This window comes from Tuberibacillus calidus DSM 17572 (assembly GCF_000430685.1).
Lineage (GTDB): Bacteria > Bacillota > Bacilli > Bacillales > Sporolactobacillaceae > Tuberibacillus > Tuberibacillus calidus.
Window position 1 is genome coordinate 34,798 of sequence record NZ_AUMM01000005.1, and the last position, 24,094, is coordinate 58,891.

The window sequence follows — 24,094 nt, forward strand, 5'->3', positions numbered from 1 at the left end:
CGCTAAGACTCCTGTGTCAACCAATGAATGATGATGGATGCGGTATGGGCACCGACCATGGCAGAGGCGATGAGTAATAAATGCTTGATAACCTCGCTTGGCGTTCCTTCCAAAAAGCCTTTTTCTAAGTCATTGATGGCGTCAAACGTTCCGCCAATCGCTGAGACTATTGCCCAAATCTTGAGTTTATCAACTAATTCATTCATCGCAAAAAGCGGGGGTTTGCTGATTAAAAAGGCACCGATCCCGCCAACAATACAGCCGCCAATTAAGACGCCAAAAGCGATAAAAAAATTCATCGTTGCCGTTTTGGCGAAGGTTTCCATGTCCATCTCTATTGCCTCCCATCGCTATCATCATATGGGACAAGAAAGGAGAGTATTCCGGTTTCCCGTTCTACTGGAATGCGGGGATCGCATTTTTTAGGCTAACATAAGGCGAACTGAGGTTGACACCACTCAAAGGCTTAGTAAAGTCAAGTTTTGCAATTGACCAGCATAACGGCACTCTAGGCCCTGCCTTCTTTAGCGGAGCCAAGTTTTCTTTAAGATGCGGATGTTTTATAATAGAGATAAGCATTTATGAACGTCTTGTCTAACATTAGCCATTTGGGGTGAGCCCATGGGTTATACGCATCTGCACGTACATAGTGAATATAGTTTATTGGACAGCACTTGCCGCATCGATCGGCTCGTTGCGAAAGCCGCGGCATTAGGCATGCGGTCGCTTTCGATTACAGATACAGGGGTTCTCTACGGTGTCATTCCATTTTATAAGGCTTGCCTTGCCCGCGGCATTCATCCGGTGATCGGAATGGAAGTGCCTTTATGGAAAAAGGAAAACCATCCTCGCCGACGGGAAACAGAACGGGCGTCCCTCATCCTGCTGGCTGAAAACAAAGACGGCTATCAAAATCTCGTGAAAATCAGTACCATGATACAAACGGAACGCATGAAAGCCGTGGAAAGAGAAAAGCTGAAACCCTACACGGCTGGGCTCATTGCCCTTTCTGGGGGTCCTGAAGGGGAAATTGAACGAAAGCTTGCCGTTAGGGACTTCGAAAGTGCAGCGAGCATCGCACGCGAGTATCAGGCGCTTTTTCCGGGGCGCTTTTATGTTGAACTTCAAGATCACGGGCGCTTAGCTGATCGGGAATTGATTTTACGTGCGGTAACACTTGCCGAGCAATGCGGCCTTCCCCTTGTGGCGACCAATGATGTCCATTATTTAACCGAAGAAGAAGCCCTCGCTTATCAATGCGTTACAGCGATTCGCACGGGGCGTTCTTTGCAAGACATTCAAGACATGGGGGGTGAGACAAACCGTTATTTAAAGAGTGGTGCCGAAATGGACGCGCTTTTTTCCGCTTATCCCGAAGCGCTTCGCAATACCGAAGTCATTGCCGAGCGGTGCCAAGTGTCCTTTGAATTCGGGAACTATCACTTTCCGAAATTCCCCGTGCCTTCAGGATATCAGGCGGCAGATTATTTAAAAGAATTATGTTACAAAGGCGTATGGCAGCGTTTCGGCCACATGGATGACAGGATCAGGAAAAGGCTGGATGATGAGCTAAGCGTTATTAACCAAATGGGGTTTCAAGATTATTTTTTAATCGTTTGGGATGTCGTCCGTTTTGCCAGGCAGAACGGCATTCGCCCTGGCCCCGGCCGAGGATCGGCTGCCGGCAGTCTCGTCTCCTATGTGCTCGGCATCACCGATGTCGACCCGCTTCAATTTCATTTGCTGTTTGAGCGGTTTTTGAATCCGAAACGCGTGTCAATGCCTGATATTGATATTGATTTTCCCGATCATCGCCGTGACGAAGTGATCGCTTACGTCCATGAAAAATACGGAAATGAACGGGTGGCACAAATCGGCACGTTTGGAACGCTTTCTGCTAAAGCGGCCATTCGCGATATCGGCCGGGTGTTGGAACTTCCCATTCCATTGATTGATCGCCTTTCGAGGTACATCCCATCAAAGCCGGGCGTCACCTTGAAAGAAGCTTACAAACAGTCGAAGCCTTTGCAAGAGCTGATCCAAAAGGAAAAAGAAGCACAAACCCTCTTTCGTTTGGCACGTTTGGTGGAAGGTTTGCCGAGGCATCCATCCATACATGCGGCAGGCGTCATCATCAGCCGTGAACCACTGACCGAACTCGTCCCGCTTGCTGAAGGACGGGAAGGGCTTTACGTCACGCAGTTTCCGATGGAAGTTTTGGAAGCCCTCGGACTTCTTAAAATGGATTTTCTCAGCCTCCGAAATTTAACCTTGATCGAAGAAATTTTGGATCTCATCGAACAGGAAAAAGGGGTGCGGCCGAACCCCGAAGCCTTTCCAGTCGATGATCCGTTAACCTACCAACTTTTAAGTTCGGGGGATACAACGGGAATTTTCCAATTTGAAAGGGAAGGCCTTCGCCGCATTCTCCGGCAGCTTAAGCCGTCGACATTCGATGACCTCGTTGCGGTTAATGCCTTAAACCGCCCGGGGCCGATGCAAAACATTCCAACATTTATCGCGGCCAAACACGGAAATATTCCGATTCGCTACCCGCACCCGGATTTGGAACCTATTTTAAAATCAACGTATGGGATCATTATCTATCAAGAACAAATCATGCAAATTGCCTCAATCGCGGCTGGTTACAGTTTAGGGGAGGCCGACATTTTGCGGCGGGCGGTTTCTAAGAAAAAAAGGGACATACTGGAACGCGAAGAAAGCCGATTTATTGACGGTTGTCTAAAGAATGGTTACTCCCTTGATGTTGCGAAAACGCTATATGACTGGATCGTTCGATTCGCTGATTACGGTTTTAATAAGTCCCATTCCGTCGCCTATACCATGATCGCCTATCGGCTTGCTTATTTAAAAGCCCATGAACCTAAGGCTTTTATGACCGCTTTAATGTCGAGTGTCATGCACGACCCGGAAAAATTAGCGGAATACCGCTATGAACTCATTCAAAAAGGCATAAAAATTTTACCGCCATCCATCAATCGAAGTGCTGCCGAATTTAAAAACACTTCCGAAGGCATTCTTTATGGGCTTTCGGCGATCAAAAACGTCGGTACGGCTGCTATCCAAGATTTATTAAAGGAAAGGGAAACCCGCCCGTACCGGGATTTATTTGACCTTTGTGAACGGACAGTCGGATTCCACGTCAATCGCAGAACATATGAGGCATTGATTGCGTCAGGAGCCATGGATGAATTTGGTGTGGACCGTGCCGTGTTGCTCGCTTCACTGGACCGCGCCATGCTTCTAGCGCGCGAGAGTGATCCAAAGCAATCCACGTTCGGTTTTGAAAATGAAACGGAGCCGGTTTATGCCGATGTGCCGCCTTTAACGTTGAATGAAAAACTAGCATTGGAAAAAGAAGCGCTCGGGTTCTATTTAACAGCCCACCCGTTGGAAGCATTCGGTCGCCTCATCAAGCGGCTTAGAGCATTGACCGTCCGCGAAGTTCGCGAACAAGAAGGGCCGGTGAAAACCGTTGCCATGATTGACCAATTTCGACAATTGCGCACAAAAGCCGGCCGTCAGATGGGGACGATGGTGCTCAATGACCCATCGGGAAGCATCCGGGCGGTCGCCTTTCCGAACGTTTTCGAAAAAAATATGCGGCTGTTTCAGAACGGTGCCCTCGTTGTGGTCACCGGTACAGTGACCACAGAAGACGACCAGCAGGTCATCATTCAAAAAATAGAAGACTTACAAAGCATCACGATCCCTCAGCAGTTATTTTTACGCATTCCGTCAAAAGTCGGCACAGGCGAATTGCTTAGGCACGTGAAAGATTGCTTGGAAAAACATAAAGGGACGACGAATGTATTCCTGTATTACGCAGCCGAAAAACAGACGGTGCAATTATCCCAGCATCTAGCCGTTAATCCGTCTTCTGCTTGCTTGAATGAATTAAAGGCATTGCTTGGGAGCACTAATGTCATTTTGCGCACATAATTCGTTTTAATCCTCCCTTTATGTTTGTTATAATAGGTTGGTCATATGGATAATATGGAAGTCGGCGTGGGAAGACCCCATTTCGGTTCCAACTCCTCAGAAAGAAAGATTAACCCCGTCAAAGAGCTTGAGAGGGGAAAGAAGGTGACACAACGTGTTATTTAATAAAAAGAAAAAAAGATATGCGACTGTTCCCGCACAAGTTGCCAAACAAGATGTTCCGGAAGGTATTATGAAAAAATGCCCGAGCTGTAAAAAAATCATGTATACAAAAGAATTACAAAAGCACTTATTTATTTGTCAAAATTGTGGATACCATTATCAGATGACAGCTCCGGAACGTTTGGCCATGTTAATGGATGAAGGTACTTTTACCGAGTTTGATCGTGAGCTCATTTCGGAAAATCCGCTCGGTTTTCCGGGTTACGAAGAAAAATTGAAAAAAGATCGCGAAAAAACGAATTTAAATGAAGCGATTGTGACGGGAAAAGGGAAGATTGACGGTTATGAGACCGTCATTGCTGTCATGGATGCGCGTTTTCGAATGGGCAGCATGGGCTCTGTCGTCGGTGAAAAAATGGCACGGGCGATCGAATATGCCGAACGCCATCACTTGCCCGTCATCGTCTTTACCGCTTCGGGCGGAGCGCGCATGCAAGAAGGGGCGCTGAGTCTCATGCAAATGGCTAAGACAAGTGCGGTATTAAAACGGTTTAGTGACGGCGGGGGTTTATTCATCACGGTGATGACGCACCCGACAACAGGTGGGGTGACCGCAAGCTTTGCCTCACTCGGCGATTACAATTTTGCAGAACCGGGGGCGTTAATCGGTTTTGCCGGCAGAAGAATTATTGAACAAACCATTCGTGAAAAACTGCCCGATGATTTTCAGACCGCTGAATTTTTACTCGAGCATGGCCAATTGGATAAGGTGATTCACCGTAAAGATCTCAAATCGACCCTGGCCACCATATTGTCTCTGCACGCATAGGGGGGAAGACGCGTGGACTTAGAATTTGAAAAACCGATCATTGAATTAAAGGCGAAAATTAAAGAACTTGAAAGCTTTATGGAAGACAAAGATCTGGATCTATCGGATGAGTTAGGACGCTTGAAAGCGCGCCTTGCCGAATTGGAAGAAAAAACATATGGGAACCTTACGGCGTGGGATCGGGTGCAACTTGCCCGTCATATGGAACGCCCGACGACATTGGATTATATTCCTTATCTTTTCACTGATTTCATCGAATGCCACGGAGACCGTCTTTTTGGTGATGATCAAGCCATTGTTGGCGGCATTGCCAGATATAAAGGGACCCCAGTCACGATTATCGGCGAGCAAAGAGGGCGGGATACGAAAGAAAATCTCCGCCGCAATTTTGGCATGCCCCACCCTGAAGGTTACCGGAAAGCGCTCAGGTTGATGAAACAAGCAGAAAAATTCCGCCGGCCGATTATCTCGTTTATCGACACGAAAGGCGCCTTCCCAGGTAAAACAGCCGAAGAACGCGGGCAGGGCGAAGCGATTGCCCGCAATTTGTTCGAGATGGCGGGGCTGAAAGTGCCGATTATTTGTATTGTCATTGGTGAAGGTGCTTCTGGCGGGGCACTCGCCATCGGTGTGGGTGACCGTCTGCTCATGCTTGAAAATTCGTGGTATTCTGTGATTGCGCCAGAAAGCGCCGCTGCTCTTCTATGGAGAGACGCATCACTTGCCGAACGCGCAGCCGTCACCATGAAAATTACGGCACCGGATTTAAAGGCAATGCATATTGTTGATGAAGTGATACCGGAGGTCAAAGGCGGCGCCCATCACGACCCGGCTGAACAAGCTGCCATCATTGATGATTTTCTATCGAGACATTTAGCGGAATTAAGACAACTCTCACCCGATGAACTCGTCGAAAACCGACTTAAAAAATATCGCAATTTGGGTGAATATGCTGTTGTAAACGATTTCAAAGTCTGAAGAATGTGCTTTCCATTGTGGAAGGCACTTTTTCTTCAGACCCTTACTCTATTAAAACCAATCTATATAGAAGGTGAAAAAGTTGAAGAGAATCGGTGTCTTGACAAGCGGGGGCGACGCTCCGGGAATGAACGCAGCCATTCGCGCCATCGTTCGCACAGGGATTTATCATCAGCTTGAAGTATACGGTATTTACCAAGGTTATGCCGGACTCATCGAAGGAAAGATTAAACCACTTGATGTCGGCAGCGTCGGTGACATTATTCATCGCGGCGGCACCATTTTATATACCTCCCGCAGCGAGGAATTTAAAACCGAAGCTGGTCGGAAAAAAGCGATTGAACAGTTGAAAAAGCACGGTATCGAAGCTCTTGTTGTCATTGGCGGTGACGGCTCCTTTCGCGGGGCTCTTAAACTGACTGAAGCCGGGTTTCCCACCATCGGCATTCCCGGAACCATTGACAATGACATCCCGGGCACGGATTTTACAATCGGTTTTGATACGGCCTTAAACACCGTGATCCATGCTATAGACCAAATTCGAGACACGGCGACATCCCATGACCGTACCTTTATCATTGAAGTGATGGGCCGAGATGCGGGTGATATCGCTTTATGGGCAGGTATGGCCGGTGGTGCCGAGTCCATTTTAATTCCCGAATCCCCGACAGACGTTGATAAAGTCATTGAAAGAATCCAACAGGGACATGCCCGCGGAAAGAGGCACAGCATCATTATCGTGGCTGAGGGTGTTTGCTCGGCAAACGATGTCGCGAAACAATTGAAAGAAAAAGCCGGCATCGACCCGCGCGTCACCGTGCTAGGGCATATTCAGCGTGGCGGTAGTCCGACAGCGAGCGACAGGGTGCTTGCAAGCCGCCTTGGCGCTAAAGCTGTTGAGCTTTTATTAAACGGCGAAGCGGGGAAAATGGTCGGTATCCGGCAAAATCAAATCATCGCCTGCGATATTGAGCAAATTCTGACCGGCCATCATCACATTGATCCGACACTTATTCAAATTGCGAGTCAGTTATCGATTTAACGAGGAGGTTTCCTTTTATGCGAAAGACAAAGATTGTCTGTACGATCGGTCCGGCGAGTGAATCGGTAGATAAACTCGTGGCATTAATGAATGCCGGCATGAACGTCGCCCGGTTGAATTTTTCTCACGGCGACCACGAAGAACATGGTGCGCGCATCGCCAACATCCGAGAGGCAGCGAGACGGACCGGTAAAACCGTAGGCATTTTATTGGATACAAAAGGACCGGAAATTCGGACGGGAGACATGGCGGAGGAAAAAGTCGTTCTCAATGCCGGACAACAGCTCATCATTTCGATGAAAGAGGTGAAAGGCACCGCGGAAAAAATTTCGGTTACATATTCGGGGTTAGCCAAAGACGTTCATCCCGGTTCTAAAATTTTATTAGATGATGGTTTAATCGAATTGGAAGTCATAAGCCGAACCGATGATGAAATTGTCACTAAAGTGCTGAATAGCGGCGAGCTGAAAAGCAAAAAAGGCGTCAATGTTCCGGGAGTCAGCGTCAATTTACCGGGAATTACCGAGAAAGATGCCAAAGACATTCTCTTTGGCATTGAACAAGGCATAGATTTTATTGCGGCATCTTTTGTTCGTCGGGCGTCAGATGTTCTCGAGATTCGTGAATTGCTGGAGAAAAATCATGCCGGACATATCATGATCATCCCAAAGATTGAAAACAGAGAAGGCGTTGAAAACATTGATGAAATTTTGAGCGTCTCCGACGGATTAATGGTCGCCCGTGGGGATTTAGGCGTTGAAATTCCCGCCGAAGAAGTGCCGCTTGTACAGAAAATGTTAATTAAAAAATGCAATGCCCTTGGTAAACCCGTTATTACGGCGACGCAAATGCTGGATTCCATGCAAAGAAATCCGCGGCCAACCCGTGCCGAAGCGAGTGATGTGGCCAATGCAATTTTTGATGGGACGGATGCCATCATGCTGTCTGGGGAGACGGCGGCTGGTGAATATCCCGTCGAAGCGGTGAAAACGATGGACCGCATCGCTTTTCGAACCGAACAAGCCTTGAATTATCGGGAACTCTACGAAACACGAAGTCGTGATAGTGAAACGACCATCACCGATGCCATCGGACAAGCGGTCACAAATACTGCTTTAAAATTAAAAGTTTCCACCATCATCACGGCCACCGTCAGCGGTCATACCGCTAAAGTCGTCTCGAAATACCGCCCGAAAGCATTAATTTTAGCTGTCACAAGCACCGAGGAAGCGCTGCGGAAACTGACTCTGTTCTGGGGAGTATATCCAGTATTGGGGAAAACCGCTACTTCAACCGACGAAATGCTTGAATCGGCCGTCGACCAAGCATTGAAATCGGGCTTTGTGCACCACGGAGACCTCGTTGTCATCACAGCGGGCGTGCCAGTCGGTGAAGTGGGTACGACGAATCTCTTAAAAGTCCATGTCGTTGGAGAAGTTTTGGCCAAAGGTCAGGGAATTGGCAAGCGGTCGGTATGCGGGGCTGTCTATGTGACGAATAACGCAGAGGACGCCAACCGCAATATGCCGGACGGCGCCATTCTCGTCACGCGGGCGACTGATAAAGACTTGATGCCGGCTGTTGAGCGGGCAAGTGCGATCATTACCGAGGAAGGCGGATTAACCTCACATGGTGCAGTCGTCAGTGTCAGCCTAGACATTCCGGCCATTGTCGGGGTTCGGGAGGCGACATCCATTTTAAAAACCGGTCAAGAAATCACGGTGGACGCAGAACGTGGTCATATCTACGACGGCCACGCCAAAGTATTGTAATGCGAAGAGGAAGGTTTCGCCTTTCTCTTTTTTACGGAAAAGGAGAGGATAAGGGATGAAGTCGGAGACGAAATTGCGGGTCCGATACAGCGAAACCGACCAAATGAAAATCGTTCACCACAGCGAATATGTCAAATGGTTTGAAGTCGGACGTACGGATTATATTCGCGCCTTGGACAAGTCATACGGTGAGATTGAACAGGAAGGGTTTTACCTGCCAGTCATCGGCGTTCAAGTCGCTTATAAAGCGCCGGCTAAGTACGAGGATCTGGTGACGATTGAAACCCGCATTCACTCATATAACGGTGTAAGGATAAAATTTCATTATAAGGCCATCCGAGATGAAGACGGGGCGGTGTTAGCCGAAGGATTTACGGAACATTGCTGGACGACAACAGACATGCGTCCGGTAAAGTTAAGCCGACATTGGCCGGATTTACATCAAAAAATCTTAGACAGCATGAGAAGCTAAAAGTTGGGGTCTGACCCCTCATGAGTCTACCTTTTCTTATTTCCCGGAAGATCCGACGATAAACGTCCAGGCAGTTTTGAAGACATTCGCATGGGACAGCGATTTGAGGAATACGACAAGCCACGGCCCGATCATTATGCCCGCCCAGCCGAAGATTTGAAAACCAACGAAAACGGAAACCAAGGCAGCCAAAGGGTTTAAACCGATGGATGTCGCCAGTAATTTTGGCTCAAGGAGCTGTCGAATGGCGACAAGTAATAGGTAAATGACCGCCAAATAAAAAGAAAGCGGTGCTTGTCCGGATAAAAACGCATATGTTGCCCACGGAAGTAGCACGGCCCCAGTTCCGATATAAGGCAAAAAATCAACTCCAGCCGTTAGAAGGGACACGGTAAACGCATGAGGCACGCGCAGGATCGATAAACAAATCATTAAAACCGCACAGGTTACTGACATCAATGCCAGCTGCGCCCGCATATAGCCGAGGACAGCTTCTTTAAAGTCATTGAAAACTTGCAGTAATGTCGAGTGAATGGCTGTCGAAAGCCTTCTGTGAAGATAGTTGGAAATCCGATGCCAATCTTTACAAATGAAAAACGTTGCCATAAAGATAATGATCAATAAAGCAATGGCGTTCGGAAGGTGAAGAATCATATCCATCAATTGCCGCAAGACATTTGTCCCAGTTGTCGTGATCAAAGCCATCATCTCATGATTGACGTTTTCGATATGGTGGAGAAGGGCGGCTTTTTGACTATCATTCATGGTATAAAAGAAATCGATCATTTTTTCTCGAATCGGAAAAAAGTGGTGGGTTATAAAACCATTTAGTAACGTTATTGCCGATTGCATGGCAACGGGCAAGCGGTCGATGAGATAGGACAAGCCGCTGATCATTTCCACGGAAATAAGGCTGATTGTCCCGACCATAAGGGCTAAACCAGCCATCATGACAATGAGGGTGGCAAACGCCCGCGGCATTCTGAGATGGCGTTCCAACCATGCGACAAAGGGTTGGATGAGGATGGCGAGTATCAGGGCGATAACGAACGGATAGGCATATTTTAAAACATAGTAAGAGAGCGCCGTGAACACAATAATAATGGCCAATACAAAAGAAAAACGTAGAAAAATGGTTAAATATTTAATGAGAAAGAATGAATGGGAATCGTTCACTGCGGATCCTCCTTGTCCATTTTTCAAGTCGGTCACCGTCTGGGTAGGCGTTTGATGAGGGTGGGAACCATCCATATTTATTCACAAACAGTTCCCAGTTGTTTATAATTGTATGTGGACTCTACCGTTCCATTGACTAAAAGCCCGATTTTTATTAAAAATGAAGGCGCCACTTTAAATGTTGAGATTAAGGAGGAGATTGGGATGCCAGCAACCAAGGGTTTAGAAGGGGTTGTCGCCGCAACTTCGGCGATTAGTTCCATTGTCAATAGCGTTCTTAGGTATAAAGGCTATAATATCGACGATTTGGCAAACTATGCCACGTTTGAAGAAGTCGTCTATTTATTGTGGAACGATAAACTTCCAAATAAAGAGGAATTGGCGGCTTTTAAGAAAGAACTTGCTAGTGAATACGCCATTCCGAATGAACTGATTGAACAAATCAAATCCTATCCACTGAAAAACGTTCATCCTATGGCCATTTTGCGCACGGCTGTTTCCGCTCTCGGTTTATTCGACAGTGAAGCCGATGACATGAGCGATGAAGCGAACAAAAGAAAAGCGCTACGCCTACAGGCTAAGGTACCGACCATTGTCGCCGCTTTCACCCGGCTTCGCGATGGCAAAGAGGTTGTTGCACCCCGCCAAGATCTTGGTGTCGCTGCTAACTTCTTGTATATGCTGTTTGATCGCGAACCGAATGAAGTGGAAGTCAAAGCCTTTGATAAAGCCTTGATTCTCCATGCCGATCATGAATTTAATGCATCAACCTTTACCGCACGTGTTGCCGTCGGTACGTTAAGCGATATTTACTCCGGTATTACCGCAGCGATCTGTGCGTTAAAAGGTCCGCTTCACGGTGGTGCCAATGAACGGGTAATGAAAATGCTGAGCGAAATCGGTAGCGTTGACAATGTCGAAGCCTATATCAACGATAAACTTGAAAAGAAAGAAAAAATTATGGGCTTCGGTCACCGCGTGTATAAAACTGGCGACCCGCGCGCTAAACACCTTAAAGAAATGTCCCGTCAATTGACGCAAATTACCGGAGAACCTAAATGGTATGAAATGAGCGAAAAAATTGAAGAACTTGTCTCAAGCAAGAAAGGGCTTTTGCCGAATGTTGATTTTTATTCCGCATCGGTTTATCACAGCCTCGGCATCCCACATGACATCTTCACACCGGTGTTTGCCGTAAGCCGCGTATCAGGATGGTTGGCCCACATTCTTGAACAATATTCCGATAACCGTCTGATTCGTCCGCGTGCGGAATATGTCGGTCCGGAAGCGCGCGAATATGTGAAGCTCGAAGACCGTAACTAAGGCGACCTTTTTGACAAACGGCGCCAATGCGTAAAAAACTTAATGACCTGAAAAGAAACACATTTTTTAACCAGACCACCATCAATGGTTAATCGATTTTAGGAGGTTTTTTGAGTGGCAAACGGAGAACGCATTACAGTCGAAAACGGAAAATTAAATGTACCGGATTACCCGATTATTCCTTTTATTGAAGGCGACGGAACTGGCCCGGACATCTGGGCTGCGGCTTCCCGTGTATTGGAAGCAGCCGTTGATAAAGCCTATGCTGGTAAGAAGAAAATCGTTTGGAAAGAAATTTTAGCGGGTCAAAAAGCTTTTGACCAAACCGGCGAATGGCTGCCGCAAGAAACGCTCGATACCGTCCGGGAGTACATAATTGCCATTAAAGGTCCGCTCACAACACCGGTCGGCGGCGGTATCCGTTCTTTGAACGTCGCCCTTCGCCAAGAGCTTGATCTTTTCACTTGCCTGCGTCCTGTGCGCTATTTCCAAGGCGTTCCTTCACCGGTCAAACATCCGGAAAAAACCGACATGGTCATTTTCCGCGAAAACACGGAAGACATCTATGCTGGTATTGAATGGGCAAAAGGAACCGAAGAAGTTAAAAAGGTCATCGACTTCTTGCAAAACGAAATGGGCGTGAAGAAAATCCGCTTCCCGGAAACTTCCGGCATTGGCATTAAGCCGGTTTCCGAAGAAGGCTCGAAACGTCTTGTTCGCGCCGCTATTCAATACGCTATTAAAGAAGGCAGGAAGAGCGTCACGCTCGTCCATAAAGGCAATATCATGAAGTTTACGGAAGGCGCCTTTAAAAACTGGGGCTACGAAGTGGCGGAAGAAGAATTTGCCGATAAAGTCTTCACATGGGCTCAATATGACCGCATTGCGGAAAAAGAAGGCAAAGACGCTGCCAATAAAGCTCAAGAAGAAGCGCTCGCTTCCGGCAAAATCTTGATTAAAGATTCGATTGCGGATATTTTCTTACAACAAGTCTTAACCCGTCCAGAAGAATTTGATGTTGTTGCAACGATGAACTTAAACGGGGACTACATTTCCGATGCATTAGCAGCCCAAGTTGGCGGCATCGGCATTGCTCCAGGTGCAAACATCAACTATGAAACCGGACATGCTATTTTTGAAGCGACACATGGCACGGCACCGAAGTATGCTGGCCTTGATAAAGTCAACCCGTCTTCGGTTATTCTCTCCGGCGTCCTCATGCTCGAACACTTAGGTTGGCATGAAGCCGCATCCTTGATCATTAAAGCCATGGAAAAAACAATTGCCGAAAAAGTTGTTACCTACGACTTCGCCCGTCTCATGGAAGGCGCAACGGAAGTCAAATGCTCCGAGTTCGGCGATGCGTTAATCAAAAATATGTAAAACTTAAGCGTTCTAATAAGCGCCGCCTCAATGGTTCTGAGGTGGTGCTTTTTTATGCCCATGATTGGGTGGACTCAAGGAGAATGAGCATGTCGATCGAAGATTTTCATGACGATCAGCCAAAAAAGTCGTGTTGTCTTTTTCTCTCATTTGCTTTCGAGTAAACCCGATTGACTTAAGCTTCTCCTTTATAAACAATAGGAAAAAGTGTATGATGGACACAGGATAATTAAAGGAGACAAGACCCTGAAAAGGAGTGCTTTCATGAACAAGCTTGTTCTTATTGATGGCAATAGCATTGCTTACCGAGCCTTTTTTGCCCTCCCGCTTCTAAATACTGACAAGGGCGTGTACACCAACGCGGTCTACGGGTTTACAAACATGCTTTTAAAAATTATTGAAGAGGAAAAGCCAACACATATGCTCGTCGCTTTTGATGCCGGCAAAACGACATTCCGGCATCAAACATTTAAAGAGTATAAAGGCGGCCGCCAAAAAACACCGCCTGAGCTGTCGGAGCAGTTCCCTTTCATACGTGAAGTGCTAGATTTAATGGGGATTAAAAGGTATGAAAAGGAACTTTACGAGGCCGATGATATCATCGGAACGCTCGCTAAAGCTGCGCAAGAGAAAGGCTGGGAAACGGAAGTCGTTACTGGGGATAAAGACTTGCTCCAACTCGCCGACGAGCGCGTCAAGGTGCTTTTGACGCGAAAAGGGATCACGGATGTTGATGGGTATACCCCGGAAAAGGTTTTTGAGCGCTATGAACTCAATCCAGATCAAATCATTGACTTAAAAGGGTTGATGGGTGATGCATCCGACAACATCCCCGGCGTACCGGGAGTCGGAGAAAAGACGGCCATCAAACTCCTGAAACAATTTGGCTCGGTTGAGGCGATCTATGACCACTTGGATGACGTCTCGGGTACGAAATTGCGGGAAAAATTGGCCCAGCACCAAGAGCAAGCATTGATGAGCAAAAAACTGGCAACGATCAATTGTCAAACACCGCTCGACTTTAGCCTAGACGATTTGAAATATGAACCGTCCTTCAACGCCCCGCTCATTGACCTTTTTAAAGAGCTGGAGTTTCAGTCGCTTCTTGAACGCATTGGTGCGGAGGCAACCCTTTCAGAAGAAGCGAAACAAACGGATTTATCATTTACGGTGATCGAGCACATTGATAAAGAAGCGCCAGTATTTGAAGACAAGACGGCTTTAATTGTTGAAACTTTAGAGGAAAATTACCACTTTGCCGACATCATCGGCTTCGCTCTGACCAATGCGAAAGGCCGTTGGTATATTCCGAAATCCGTTGGCCTGGCGTCTGACCTTTTTAAAGAATGGCTTGCCGACGCCTCTAAAAGAAAAATTGTTTTGGATGCTAAACATGACCAAGCGGTTTTGCACTGGCACGGTTTGACATTTGATGGCGTCTGTTTTGATGTGAATCTTGCTGCATACCTTATCGACCCGTCGGAGACGTTCAGCGATTTGGCGGCTATTGCCAAGCGGTACGGCATCACCTATGTTTTTGCCGATGAAGCGTTCTACGGAAAAGGTGTGAAGCAGCACGTGCCCGGTGAGGAGGAACTTGCTGATCACCTTGTGCGTAAAGCCCAGGCTCTTTTAGATCTCATGCCGCTGCTTAAAAAAGAGCTTGCGAAAAACAATCAAGATGAACTCTATAACCAGCTTGAGAGGCCGCTCTCCAAAGTTTTGGCGGATATGGAGCTAGAAGGTGTGGCCGTAAGCGAAGAAGCGCTTAAAAAAATGGGAGTTGACCTTGAGGAAAGACTCGCAGAATTGGAAAGCGATATTCATAAACTAGCCGGGGTGGATTTTAATATCAACTCTCCGAAACAGTTAGGCGAAGTGCTTTTTGAAAAACTCAATCTACCTCCGGTGAAAAAAACGAAAACCGGATATTCCACATCGGCGGACGTTTTAGAGAAACTGAAAGGCCAGCACGAAATTATTGATAAAATCTTGGATTATCGCCAACTCGGCAAGTTGAGTTCAACCTACATCGATGGCCTTTTAAAAGTCATTCACCCAAAAACGAAAAGAATTCATACCGTCTTTCGCCAGACGTACACACAAACAGGGCGCCTTAGCTCGATTGACCCGAACTTGCAAAACATCCCGATTCGCTTGGAAGAGGGGCGAAAAATTCGCAAAGCCTTTATGCCTTCTGAACCCGGTTATATGATTTTTTCAGCCGACTATTCGCAAATTGAACTGCGCGTCCTCGCCCATATTTCTGAAGACGAGAATTTAATCCGGGCTTTTAAGGAAGGCATGGACATTCATACGAAGACGGCCTCGGATGTCTTCGACGTCCCGCCGGAAAAAGTCACACCGCTCATGAGGCGCCATGCCAAGGCTGTTAATTTCGGGATTGTCTATGGCATCAGCGATTACGGCTTATCCCAGAGCTTGAATATTTCAAGAAAAGAAGCCGGTGCATTCATTGAAAAATATTTGGAGACATTCCCCGGGGTCAAAAATTATATGACGGAGATCGTTCAAAAAGCAAAACACGACGGCTACGTCACGACATTGTTAAACCGGCGCCGCTATTTACCCGATATTACCAGCCGGCAATTCAACCGCCGCAGTTTTGCGGAACGCACGGCGATGAATACGCCCATTCAGGGAACAGCCGCCGACATTATCAAGCTTGCCATGGTACAAATGGCCAAACGGCTTAAACAAGAAGGCTTAAAAGCAAAAATGCTGCTTCAAGTACACGATGAATTAATTTTTGAAGCGCCTGAGGAAGAAGTTGAAAAACTTAAAATCGTTGTACCTGAGGTAATGGAAAACGCCATCGATCTCAAAGTACCGCTTATTGTGGACGTGGCGTACGGTCCGACATGGTATGACGCGAAGTAAATCAGAAAGATAAAAGCAGGGGTAGACATGCCGGAATTACCAGAAGTCGAAACCGTCAAGCGGACATTGCAGCGGTTAGTGACTGATAAAACCATTGCAGATGTCGATGTTCGCTGGGGCAAAATCATAAAACAACCGAGTGATCCAGAACAATTTAAAACGATGCTCCTTGGTGAGACGATTCGCGATATTGAACGTAGAGGAAAATTTTTACGGTTTATCCTTGACCATTATGTATTGGTCTCCCACTTAAGAATGGAAGGCAAATACCGAGTAGAGACGCCGGATGTTCCGATCGACAAGCACACCCATGTCATATTTCGCTTTACTGACGGGAGTGAATTGCGTTACCGTGACGTTAGGAAGTTCGGAACGATGCATCTATTTGCAAAAGGAACGGAATGGGATCACCCGCCGCTTAACGCGCTCGGCCCTGAACCATTTGATGACGATTTTAATGAGACGTACCTGCGGCAAGTCTTAAAAAATACGGAAAGAACGATTAAAGCTGTATTGCTCGATCAGAAGGTCGTCACGGGACTCGGAAACATCTACGTGGATGAAGCGCTGTTTCGGAGTGGCATCCATCCGCAAACCACAGCGAAAACATTAACGAAAAAACAAATCCGGTTGCTTGCGACATCCATTAAGAAAACGCTCGCGGAAGCGGTGGAAATGGGCGGTAGTTCTGTGCGAACGTATTTAAATAGTCAAGGGGAAATGGGCATGTTTCAACAAAAATTGTATGTTTACGGACGTAAAGGCGAACCGTGCAAGCAATGTGGGACATTAATCGAAAAAACGAAGACCGCCGGCCGCGGCACTCATTTTTGCCCCAAGTGCCAGGGGAGGGTTTCATAAATGCTTAAAATCGGTTTAACGGGCGGGATTGCGAGCGGAAAAAGCACTGTGTCACGGATGCTTAAGAAAAGAGGCTTGCCCATTGTGGATGCTGACGTTTGCGCCCGGGAAGTGGTAGAGCCGGGTGAATCCGCCTACCGTCAAATCGTTGAAACATTTGGGCGAGAAGTACTCTTAGAAGACGGGACGTTAAACCGCAAACAGCTTGGAGAGATCGTTTTTGCCGATGAAGAAAAGCGAAAACAGTTAAACGCCATTGTTCACCCTGAGGTGCGGAAAAGGATGCTGGAAAAAGTCGCCGCATGTGAGGCGGCACAAGAGAAGGCAGTGGTTTTAGATATTCCGCTTCTCATCGAAAGCCGATTGACCAGCTGGGTGGATAAAGTGATCGTCGTATATGTCCCGCAAGAAGTGGAACTCAAACGGCTCATGGCTCGCGACCATTTGTCCGAAGCGGAAGCCCTTTTGCGCATACGCGCCCAGATGCCTTTAGAAGAAAAGAAAGCGTACGCCGATGTTGTGATTGATAACAGCGGGTCGCTTGCGCAAACAGAAAAACAATTAGATATGATCTTGAAAGAATGGAGCTTGGCTTAATCCGCCGGCTCCATTTTTCTTGCCCATCAATGATATTTTTTCATGAAAAGCTGCTCGATCGGGACATTTCACATTTGGACGAAAAGAATTCACAATAAACCGCTTACAAATAAGTTTTATTATGTTATACTGTTTTTGAGGATAAAGATAAAAAGTATAGCACATTTGGAGGTAGAAGGTTCATGCCTGTGAAACTTGCTATTAATGGATTTGGTCGAATCGGCCGGATGTTTTTAAGAAAGGCGATCACCCAACCGGAACTCAACATCGTTGCCATCAACGCGCGTTACCCTGCGGAAACGTTAGTACATTTAATAAAATATGACAGCGTCCATGGACGTTTTGACGGAACGGCGAAGGCAATCGATGATCAACATATTCAAGTGAATGATCAAGTCATCACGCTTGTCAATGCCCGTGATCCTCGGGAATTGCCTTGGCGGCAAATGGACATCGACATCGTCATTGAAGCCACTGGAAAATTTAAAACGAAAGAAACAGCTGGGTATCATTTAGAATCCGGTGCAAAGAAAGTCATCATCACAGCACCAGCGAAAGACGAAGACGTGACAATTGTCGTAGGTGTCAATGATGGAGATTATGACCCTGAACATCACCAAATCTTGTCAAATGCCTCATGCACGACGAACTGCTTAGCACCCGTTGTCAAAATCATTGATGACCGATTCGGCATCGAAGGAGGCATGATGACAACCGTTCATGCTTATACCAACGATCAAAACAACATCGATAATCCCCATAAAGATTTGCGCAGGGCGCGGGCATGTGGGGAATCGATCATTCCGACGACGACGGGAGCGGCAAAAGCAATTGGTAAAGTTTTGCCTCACTTGAATGGAAAATTGAACGGATTGGCTTTGCGTGTGCCAACGCCTAATGTTTCCTTAGTGGACCTCGTTTTAGATGTGAAAACGCCCGTCACTGTGGATACCGTGAACGAAGTGTTAAAAGAAGCGGCGCAAACGGATTATGAAGGGATTGTCGCCTTCTGTGAAGAGCCGTTGGTATCGGTTGATTTCAGAACGGACTCGCATTCTGCGATTGTCGATGGTTTATCGACTATGGTCATCGGCGACAGAAAAGTGAAAATTCTAGCCTGGTACGATAATGAATGGGGCTATTCCTGCCGGGTTGTCGACTTGGCGGTCCATGTGGCACGGCATATGCTTAATAAAGCTGACGTGAAAGTTTCGTAAGGATCAACCAACAGATCCTGGCGGTTTACATGAAGAGAGCGCACCGGATGGGCGCTCTTTTTTATATATAATCCAGAAATTGGAAAACTAGGAAATTTAGGGATTGATAAAGAGAGAACTGGATCTTCAATGTCTTTTGATCGAAGCGCCGTGTTATTTTGTAAAGCCCGACTCCTAAAAAAGGCTGAATGAATGCCCGGCTGTTCTTTAAAAATTTTATTGCATTCTGAGAACAAAACAAGTATACTTAGTCTCGAATGAAAAGTGTAGTTTTTAATGGATGGGCTTGAACACTTAAAGGGTTAGGACCTCAGCGGACTAACTATCCCCCGTGGTGTTACAACCATCCACATGCCACTCAAGCGGGCATGGGTATCATTTTAAAGGGGGAATGTCATATGGAAACCATTGGTCGTCACATTATTTCCGAATTGTGGGATTGTAATGTCGACCGGTTGAATGACATTGATTTTATTGAGAAAACTTTTGTAGAAGCCGCTTTGGCATGCGGTGCAGAAGTGAGAGAAGTAGCCTTTCACAAATTTGCACCACAAGGCGTGAGCGGTGTCGTCATCATTTCGGAATCGCATTTGACGATTCACAGTTTTCCAGAACACGGTTATGCGAGCATTGACGTGTATACTTGCGGCGATCGGATTGATCCCGCCATCGCTGCTGATTACATCGCGCGAGAATTGGAAGCAAAAACAATAGAGACGGCTGAAATCCCGCGCGGAACTGGACCCGTGCAGGTCCCCGAACGGAATATCAGAGCCGTCATTTAGTAAAAGGAGGCGATTCGCCTCCTTTTCGTTTTTCGCTTGTCCCTCAACCTTGTTTCGACTAAAATTAATCTAGATGATTATCGCCTGTCGTGTGGAGGAGGCCAGACCATGCGTTGCCCTAATTGCCAAGGGATGGGTTCGAAAGTATTGGATTCCCGGCCTGTGAATGACGGCCGTTCCATTCGTCGCCGAAGAGAATGCGAGGCGTGTCACTTTCGCTTCACCACTTTTGAAACCATCGAAGAGACACCGCTCATCGTGATCAAAAAAGGAGATAACCGAGAAGCCTTTAATCGCGAGAAACTGCTCAATGGTTTGATTAAAGCCTGTGAGAAACGGCCAGTCCCTTTGGAAAAGCTTGAAGAAATCGTCAATCATGTAGAACGGGAATTGCGAAGTCGCGGGGTTTCTGAAGTCAAAAGCGGGGAGATCGGCGAACTTGTGATGGACGAGCTGGCAAAGGTTGATGAAGTGGCCTACGTCCGTTTTGCTTCGGTTTACCGGCAATTTAAAGATATTAATGTTTTTATTCATGAGTTAAAGGAATTACTTAAGAAGGCCCGACAATAGGCATGGAGCCAATAGCGTTTTTTATACGAGTAAAAAAGTATAAAATATTTTCAGGCCAGCATAAGTGCAACTAAGGCTCCGACTTCGCCTAAAAGGCTTGCGGAGCCAAGTTCTCTTTATGGGTTGCGATGGGGGGAATTTTTATGCAGACCCATTGGAAAGAAGTGCTTCCGGTTGACCCTTATACGGTTTTAGCCGGTGGATTGATCCAACCAATCGATTTAAAAATCATTAATTATCTTTATCAGCCCCTTATCGGCCCACTTGCTTGCCAATTATATGCTACGCTGTTGTATGAAGCTGAAGACGGCAGAGCATTAGGAGAGGGCGCCTTTACGCATCATCATCTTATGGTCCGCACAGACAGTTCGTTAGATGTGCTTCTTGATGCACGTAAAAAATTAGAAGCGATTGGTCTTCTAAAAGTTTACAAAAAATCTGGGGAAGAAAGACCGTCCTTCGTTTATATATTGGAGGCACCGCTTTCACCGGCTCGTTTTTTTTCTGATGGTTTATTAAATATTTATCTATACAACCGCGTTGGAAAGCGTGAATACTTAAGATTGAAGGCGTTGTTTCAAGCGCAGACTTCAGCACCCGATGGCTTAGAAGAATTAACGGCTAGTTTTAATGATGTCTTTACATCCCTTCATCCATCGGAATTGACGCAAGGATGGGAAGCGGAAGCGACGGGGATGGCAGAAGATGCGCTAGACCGCAAGGAAGGCACACCTCTCTTTCGGTCTCACTTTGATTTTGATCACTTATATCGGCTTTTATCCGATGTCATTATTTCTAAAGAGGCATTTACGGATGAGGTAAAAACAGCTGTTGAAAAGCTCGCTTTTGTTTACCGGCTTACCGCCGAAGAGATGAGCCAGATCATACAAGGCGCCTTTTTACATACTGGAATCATTGATATTGACCAATTGCGTAAAGAGGTCCGCAACTACTATCAAATTGAGCATGGCGATACACTTCCGGCACTTGCGCTTCGCAAACAAGCACCGGCTGACCGTGAGATGGATCATACAACGCCGAAAGATGACTATGAACGGCAAATACAATTTTTTGAAACCATTAGCCCATATGAACTTCTTAAAGCAGTCTCTGGCGGAGCGAAACCGGCACCGGCCGATTTAAAAATCGTTGAAGAGACCATGTTCGATCAAAAACTTTCTCCCGGCGTCATGAACGTGCTTTTACACTACGTGATGACGACGAATGATTATAAACTCAGCAAGAGCTATGTACAAAAAATTGCCGCGCATTGGGCGCGAAAAAACATAAAAACCGTTCGCCAAGCCATGGAACTGGCAAAAAGCGAGCATAAAAAATACCAAGATTGGCAGACAAAGAAAAAGCGTTCATCCAACCGCTCCAATCCGCACCAAGAAAAACTGCCGAAGTGGATGACAGGCGAGTGGGAAACGGATACCCGGTCGGATGAAGACATCCAAAAACGGGTGGAAGAGCTTGAACGTTTTTTAACTAATTTATAGGTGGTGATCGTTTGGAATCGATCAAATCAACCGTCCGTAAAATGGCTGGGTCCGTTGACCTCGACCATCAATATCAACTGTTGTTGGAAAAAGTCATGATGGATGCCCGCATTGACCGTTTTCGACAAGATCATCCTGAAATCAATGGGCGGACTTGGCGGAAAGCGCTGCCTAAATTGGTTGAGTTTATGGAAGGATCTGACCATTGTGCGACTTGTCCTGGCCTAGAAAACTGTCCGAATTTAGTAAAAGGACACGAGCCGGTGTTAACCGTGGATAAAGGCACTGTGGAAATCGTCTATCGTGCCTGTCCTTTAAAGGTGAAAGCAGATCGGGAAAAACGTCAGAGGGCACTGATCGGCAGTTTGTATATTCCTAATGACGTGTTGCGGGCAACCTTTAAAACGATTGAAAAAAATGATCTTGGGCGCATTGATGCCCTTGAAGCTGCAGGAAGATTTGTGCAAAATTATTTGCAAAATCCAAAAGAAACGAAAGGCTTGTACATGCACGGCCCCTTTGGCGTCGGCAAAACTTTTATTATGGGAGCTGTTTTAAACGCATTAGCTGAAGCGGGCGTCGAATCGATGATGGTCTATGCCCCCGATTTTTTCCGTGACTTAAAGAGCGCCATCGAGGATCAAACGCTTAATGAGAAGCTCGACTACATTAAAACCGTGCCGATTCTTGTTTTCGATGACATCGGTGCCGAATCGATGTCGCCTTGGATTCGTGATGAAATATTGGGGAGCATTTTGCAACGGCGGATGATGGACAAGCTTCCGACATTATATACCTCAAATTTTGATTACGATGAACTGGAAGACCATCTCGCTTATTCTAATAAAAGCGGGACAGAATACGTCAAAGCAAAAAGAATCATGGAACGCATCCGATATTTAACCATCAATGTGCGCGTTAACGGGAAAAATCGAAGAGCATGAGTCAGGCTAGCCGGAAAAAGAAAAATTGAGATTTTTATTTTGACAGCGAAAAGCAAAAGGCCGTCTCTTAAATCATTTAAAGGATTTGAGAGACGGCTTTCTTTTTACAAATACGTTACTGAACGATCTTACTCGGCATCTCCTAAGTGAAGGTGTCATTTTTTTTGGACCAGCCCCATATATTTTATTAAACGTAAGCCTGCTTAAAGGGCAAAAGCGTTTGTCGTCCGCCGTAGCCGGTCAACGATTCAAGATCATTTTGTCCTTGTGAATAAAGTTGTCCTGAAAATGATACCTATAACCAAATTGATTGGAGTCGTGTTTGAGGAGGGGTCGAGGGATTGATTCGCATGCAACTGTCAACGCGTCGAGAAGCCACCGCTTTACATACATACTTGTCGGAACGCTTGGAAGAAAAGTCAGCGGTTCGTGTGTTAAATGAAACAGTGGAAGTAGAGCTTTTCCATCCGCTAGATGGCGATGCACAAAACGCCTTGACGGAAGCTCTGACGGATTATATTTTGGATCGTTACCAAGAAAAATGGATGAACGAGATTTTAACGAATGTCTTTTATTTTACGGAAGAAGCCGACAGAGAACAAATTCTTGAGATTGCCCGGGCGATCTTCGCCGGTGAGAAGCCAGAACTGCCAAACGTCAATCAACTGCCATCGAGAAGGAAACTGATTTCGGAAGCTATTTTCGATTTGGTTTGCGAACAAGCTTCTTTCAGTTTTCAATCCTTAGTGACGTTCCGTTTATCCGGGTATTATCAATGCTTGATGCGGTATTTGGAAATTGCCATTGATGAGTACAAGTTACAGCAGGAATACGCCGCCTTTGTTGACAAGCTGCGGCGAATCGTGAAAGCTTACCGCCCATTGCGGAATGTTGTCTATGCCATTGATTGCCAACCCATGCGATTGTACGATGAACATTTTAAACCGATCGAAAACACAAATGCCATCCGGTCCTTTTACCCGTTATTAAAACAATGGGGCGTTGACGCCGAGCCTTCCATTCTCCTGACGTTAATTGGGCTTTCACCATTGAAAGTTTTTGTTTATACAGACCGGCAGGACGACGGCATGATGCGAACGCTTTTAAACGTTTTTGAAGAGCGGGTGGAATTTCGACCCTTGGCAGAAGCGAAAAAAATTGATTTATAACGCACTCGTCCAACGAGGAATGCATGGGACATGGTTTGGACATAGAGATATAGAGACGGCATCCTCAAGAAAGGCGCGGATTCTTTTCTGTAAATTTCGTCAGTGACCACCTTCTTCATGACTATTGGTTGATAAGGTTTTCAACAACCGTGATATTGTGGCATTGGTTGCCGTTTGCCGCTTGCATTTTTGCTGTCAAATGATTATAATACGAAACATAAAAACTGAAATCGCAACAAGCGATGACAGAGGACATGAATGTGTGAACCAGCTGTTGATAGAGAGGGAAGGGTTGGTGGAACTTCCTAGCAGCATCACAGATTTACCCCCTCTGAGCTGTGCCGGTGAACGGACGACCTAGTAATCGGCAACGGAGAATCCGTTATCATACTTCGAGCCGTGATTTTTCACGGGAAGAAGGGTGGAACCGCGAGTGAGGCATTCGTCC

Annotated in this window: 19 protein-coding genes and 1 other annotated feature (1 of these 20 cut by a window edge); of the genes, 17 read left to right on the plus strand and 2 right to left on the minus strand. The window is 46.4% G+C overall.

Annotation, left to right across the window (positions count from 1 at the left end; translation table 11 throughout):
• Nucleotides 1–2: 2 nt before the first annotated feature.
• Complete coding sequence (locus H532_RS0102090) at nt 3–332, minus strand: YtrH family sporulation protein (protein WP_027724090.1); 330 nt, start codon at nt 330–332, stop codon at nt 3–5.
• Nucleotides 333–621: 289 nt separating this feature from the next.
• Here H532_RS0102090 and dnaE point away from each other — a divergent pair, with 289 nt between their 5' ends.
• The 6 genes from dnaE to H532_RS0102120 all read left to right on the plus strand — a co-directional run bounded on the left by dnaE (nt 622) and on the right by H532_RS0102120 (nt 9,218).
• Nucleotides 622–3,963, plus strand: a complete 3,342-nt coding sequence (dnaE, locus tag H532_RS0102095; RefSeq protein WP_027724091.1) for a DNA polymerase III subunit alpha — start codon at nt 622–624, stop codon at nt 3,961–3,963.
• Between the two features lie 154 nt (nt 3,964–4,117).
• A complete protein-coding gene (gene accD, locus H532_RS0102100) occupies nt 4,118–4,954 on the plus strand; it encodes an acetyl-CoA carboxylase, carboxyltransferase subunit beta (protein WP_027724092.1) in 837 nt (278 codons plus the stop codon).
• 12 nt (nt 4,955–4,966) lie between these two features.
• Nucleotides 4,967–5,932, plus strand: a complete 966-nt coding sequence (gene accA, locus H532_RS0102105) for an acetyl-CoA carboxylase carboxyl transferase subunit alpha (protein ID WP_027724093.1) — start codon at nt 4,967–4,969, stop codon at nt 5,930–5,932.
• A gap of 82 nt (nt 5,933–6,014) precedes the next feature.
• Nucleotides 6,015–6,974 (plus strand): 6-phosphofructokinase, encoded by a 960-nt coding sequence (gene pfkA / locus H532_RS0102110; RefSeq protein WP_027724094.1) that lies wholly within the window; start codon nt 6,015–6,017, stop codon nt 6,972–6,974.
• Nucleotides 6,975–6,991: 17 nt separating this feature from the next.
• Nucleotides 6,992–8,746, plus strand: coding sequence for a pyruvate kinase (pyk, locus tag H532_RS0102115; protein WP_027724095.1), 1,755 nt, complete (start codon nt 6,992–6,994; stop codon nt 8,744–8,746).
• A 55-nt stretch (nt 8,747–8,801) separates the two neighbouring features.
• Entirely contained in the window at nt 8,802–9,218 is a 417-nt protein-coding gene (locus H532_RS0102120) for an acyl-CoA thioesterase (RefSeq protein WP_027724096.1), read from the plus strand.
• 36 nt (nt 9,219–9,254) lie between these two features.
• On the opposite strand, the gene ytvI is transcribed toward H532_RS0102120, so the two are convergent.
• Nucleotides 9,255–10,394, minus strand: coding sequence for a sporulation integral membrane protein YtvI (ytvI, locus tag H532_RS0102125; protein WP_027724097.1), 1,140 nt, complete (start codon nt 10,392–10,394; stop codon nt 9,255–9,257).
• Between the two features lie 204 nt (nt 10,395–10,598).
• Here ytvI and citZ point away from each other — a divergent pair, with 204 nt between their 5' ends.
• The 11 genes from citZ (at nt 10,599) to H532_RS17610 (ending at nt 23,646) form a co-directional block, all read left to right on the plus strand.
• Nucleotides 10,599–11,717 (plus strand): citrate synthase, encoded by a 1,119-nt coding sequence (gene citZ, locus H532_RS0102130; protein WP_027724098.1) that lies wholly within the window; start codon nt 10,599–10,601, stop codon nt 11,715–11,717.
• 114 nt (nt 11,718–11,831) lie between these two features.
• Nucleotides 11,832–13,100: an NADP-dependent isocitrate dehydrogenase gene (gene icd / locus H532_RS0102135; protein ID WP_027724099.1), complete on the plus strand. Its 1,269-nt coding sequence runs from the start codon at nt 11,832–11,834 to the stop codon at nt 13,098–13,100.
• A 264-nt stretch (nt 13,101–13,364) separates the two neighbouring features.
• Entirely contained in the window at nt 13,365–16,001 is a 2,637-nt protein-coding gene (polA, locus tag H532_RS0102140; protein WP_027724100.1) for a DNA polymerase I, read from the plus strand.
• Between the two features lie 27 nt (nt 16,002–16,028).
• A complete protein-coding gene (mutM, locus tag H532_RS0102145; protein WP_027724101.1) occupies nt 16,029–16,862 on the plus strand; it encodes a DNA-formamidopyrimidine glycosylase in 834 nt (277 codons plus the stop codon).
• A complete protein-coding gene (coaE, locus tag H532_RS0102150; RefSeq protein ID WP_027724102.1) occupies nt 16,863–17,459 on the plus strand; it encodes a dephospho-CoA kinase in 597 nt (198 codons plus the stop codon).
• Between the two features lie 182 nt (nt 17,460–17,641).
• Nucleotides 17,642–18,676, plus strand: coding sequence for a glyceraldehyde-3-phosphate dehydrogenase (locus H532_RS0102155; protein ID WP_027724103.1), 1,035 nt, complete (start codon nt 17,642–17,644; stop codon nt 18,674–18,676).
• Nucleotides 18,677–19,074: 398 nt separating this feature from the next.
• Nucleotides 19,075–19,461 carry an adenosylmethionine decarboxylase gene (gene speD / locus H532_RS0102160; protein WP_027724104.1) on the plus strand — a complete coding sequence of 129 codons (387 nt, stop codon included), beginning with the start codon at nt 19,075–19,077 and terminating at the stop codon, nt 19,459–19,461.
• A 108-nt stretch (nt 19,462–19,569) separates the two neighbouring features.
• Nucleotides 19,570–20,031, plus strand: coding sequence for a transcriptional regulator NrdR (gene nrdR / locus H532_RS0102165; protein WP_027724105.1), 462 nt, complete (start codon nt 19,570–19,572; stop codon nt 20,029–20,031).
• A gap of 143 nt (nt 20,032–20,174) precedes the next feature.
• Nucleotides 20,175–21,533, plus strand: coding sequence for a replication initiation and membrane attachment family protein (locus H532_RS0102170; protein ID WP_027724106.1), 1,359 nt, complete (start codon nt 20,175–20,177; stop codon nt 21,531–21,533).
• Nucleotides 21,534–21,544: 11 nt separating this feature from the next.
• The gene (gene dnaI, locus H532_RS0102175; RefSeq protein ID WP_027724107.1) at nt 21,545–22,477 is read left to right on the plus strand and encodes a primosomal protein DnaI; all 933 of its coding nucleotides are present in this window, start codon (nt 21,545–21,547) and stop codon (nt 22,475–22,477) included.
• Between the two features lie 350 nt (nt 22,478–22,827).
• On the plus strand, nt 22,828–23,646 hold the full coding sequence (locus tag H532_RS17610) for a putative sporulation protein YtxC (RefSeq protein ID WP_245566390.1): 819 nt from the start codon (nt 22,828–22,830) through the stop codon (nt 23,644–23,646).
• A gap of 233 nt (nt 23,647–23,879) precedes the next feature.
• Nucleotides 23,880–24,094, plus strand: a binding site (T-box leader); it runs 5 nt beyond the window's last position.